General features: G+C 51.2%; 2 tRNA genes, 1 rRNA gene and 1 pseudogene. All 4 read right to left on the reverse strand.

The features are described from left to right. Positions 1–228 precede the first annotated feature (228 nt). A tRNA-Ala gene (locus AC1DVH_RS28710) sits at positions 229–304 on the reverse strand. Between the two features lie 30 nt (positions 305–334). Continuing rightward, positions 335–411 (reverse strand) — tRNA-Ile (locus AC1DVH_RS28715). Positions 412–572: 161 nt separating this feature from the next. Next, a 16S ribosomal RNA gene (locus tag AC1DVH_RS28720) occupies positions 573–2,109 on the reverse strand. Positions 2,110–2,806: 697 nt separating this feature from the next. Next, a pseudogene (locus tag AC1DVH_RS28725) lies at positions 2,807–3,068 on the reverse strand (OsmC domain/YcaO domain-containing protein); the annotation flags it as partial.

Raw genomic sequence — 3,068 nt, forward strand, 5'->3', positions numbered from 1 at the left:
GGTTATACTGTGAAGACGACATTCGCCGAAAATTCGCACTTGCTCATAGAGCAACTCACAAATTTTACCTTAGCCTGATCCGTTACCAGTGAAAGTAACGTTCAGTCTATCTTTCTATCACATACCCAAATTTTTAAAGAACGAACTAGTCAAAGACTAGAAATCAACATTCACCATCGAACCTATGGAATGCTCATTTCTAAGCTTTATACAATCAGAAGCAGTTAGTGGTGGAGCCAAACGGGATCGAACCGTTGACCTCCTGCGTGCAAGGCAGGCGCTCTCCCAGCTGAGCTATGGCCCCGTATTTCTACAGGCGTTTCCCACACAAAATTGGTGGGTCTGGGCAGATTCGAACTGCCGACCTCACCCTTATCAGGGGTGCGCTCTAACCAACTGAGCTACAGACCCAATTTCGAGCTGCTAAGGCCGACCTCACCCTGCTCTTTACCACAGAGCATGGGGTGCGCTCTAACCAACTAAGCTACAACCCAAAAGGCTGCTTCTATATCGTCTTCTTCAATGAATCAAGCAATTCGTGTGGGAGCTYATGGAGCAGCTGAGTCGTCGATTAAGGAGGTGATCCAGCCGCAGGTTCCCCTACGGCTACCTTGTTACGACTTCACCCCAGTCATGAATCACACCGTGGTAACCGTCCTCCCGAAGGTTAGACTAGCTACTTCTGGTGCAACCCACTCCCATGGTGTGACGGGCGGTGTGTACAAGGCCCGGGAACGTATTCACCGCGACATTCTGATTCGCGATTACTAGCGATTCCGACTTCACGCAGTCGAGTTGCAGACTGCGATCCGGACTACGATCGGTTTTGTGGGATTAGCTCCACCTCGCGGCTTGGCAACCCTCTGTACCGACCATTGTAGCACGTGTGTAGCCCAGGCCGTAAGGGCCATGATGACTTGACGTCATCCCCACCTTCCTCCGGTTTGTCACCGGCAGTCTCCTTAGAGTGCCCACCATWACGTGCTGGTAACTAAGGACAAGGGTTGCGCTCGTTACGGGACTTAACCCAACATCTCACGACACGAGCTGACGACAGCCATGCAGCACCTGTCTCAATGYTCCCGAAGGCACCMATCCATCTCTGGAAAGTTCATTGGATGTCAAGGCCTGGTAAGGTTCTTCGCGTTGCTTCGAATTAAACCACATGCTCCACCGCTTGTGCGGGCCCCCGTCAATTCATTTGAGTTTTAACCTTGCGGCCGTACTCCCCAGGCGGTCAACTTAATGCGTTAGCTGCGCCACTAAGAGCTCAAGGCTCCCAACGGCTAGTTGACATCGTTTACGGCGTGGACTACCAGGGTATCTAATCCTGTTTGCTCCCCACGCTTTCGCACCTCAGTGTCAGTATCAGTCCAGGTGGTCGCCTTCGCCACTGGTGTTCCTTCCTATATCTACGCATTTCACCGCTACACAGGAAATTCCACCACCCTCTACCATACTCTAGCTYGTCAGTTTTGAATGCAGTTCCCAGGTTGAGCCCGGGGCTTTCACATCCAACTTAACRAACCACCTACGCGCGCTTTACGCCCAGTAATTCCGATTAACGCTTGCACCCTCTGTATTACCGCGGCTGCTGGCACAGAGTTAGCCGGTGCTTATTCTGTCGGTAACGTCAAAACACTAACGTATTAGGTTAATGCCCTTCCTCCCAACTTAAAGTGCTTTACAATCCGAAGACCTTCTTCACACACGCGGCATGGCTGGATCAGGCTTTCGCCCATTGTCCAATATTCCCCACTGCTGCCTCCCGTAGGAGTCTGGACCGTGTCTCAGTTCCAGTGTGACTGATCATCCTCTCAGACCAGTTACGGATCGTCGCCTTGGTGAGCCATTACCTCACCAACTAGCTAATCCGACCTAGGCTCATCTGATAGCGCAAGGCCCGAAGGTCCCCTGCTTTCTCCCGTAGGACGTATGCGGTATTAGCGTTCCTTTCGAAACGTTGTCCCCCACTACCAGGCAGATTCCTAGGCATTACTCACCCGTCCGCCGCTGAATTCAGGAGCAAGCTCYYKTCATCCGCTCGACTTGCATGTGTTAGGCCTGCCGCCAGCGTTCAATCTGAGCCATGATCAAACTCTTCAGTTCAAACATCTTTGGGTTTTGAGAAAACCCTAAACYTGGCTCAGCAATCGTTGGTTACATCTTTGATTTCTCGCGGAGTAACTTGTGATGCTGATAATCTGTTGACTAGCAGTCTGACTCCACAAGCACCCACACGAATTGCTTGATTCAGTTGTTAAAGAGCGGTTGGTTAAGAKCTTTCGTCTCAACCGAGGCGCGCATTCTACAGCAGCCTCATTTGCTGTCAAGTGATTATTTTCAGAAGYTTTCCAAGTTTCCTTTTCAACTTCAACCACTTGCGCTTCAGATCTCTCTTCAGCGGGAGGCGAATTCTACAGCGTTACACGCTGCTGTCAACACCTCTTTTTCAACTCCCTTTTGGCTTCGATGACCTGAAGCAACCTGCTGCCGAAAACTGCRTAACTCATTGTTTRCCAAGGAGTTTTCCGTTTCGACTGCGCCGGAAGTGGGGCGAATTATAGACACCTGTAATCTGCCGTCAAGCACTGATTCAGGTTTTCTATCAATAACCTGCAGAATGCAGCAAAACGCCCCAAAGCTAGCCTGTATAGAGGAGCCAAAACGCCCTTCTATATAGAAGAGCTTCCTCATGGGCAGCCACAGCCCATGTCATAGCCAAAAAATCAGCCCACCGCATACAGACGGTTGGCTGGCCGCCAAATAACAAAAAAGCACCCAAGGTGCTTTTTTGTTATCGCTGTCAGCTGAATAAAGTCGCCACCCTGGCCCGCGCCATGTGCAGCTTCTTGTAACTGTCGATCAGACGAAGGTGCCTGTCGAGCCCTTCCAGCTTCATGCTCGTCGGCGTCAGACCATAGAAACGTACGCTGCCATCCACGGACCCTATCGCCGCGTCCATCCGCTCGTTGCCGAACATCCGGCGGAAGTTGACCTCGTAATCGCTCAGTTGCAGATCATCGTCCAGTTGCATTTCCAGCACGACGTTCACGGCTTGATAGAAC

The sequence above is a fragment of the Pseudomonas sp. P4_C3 genome (genome assembly GCF_056402075.1).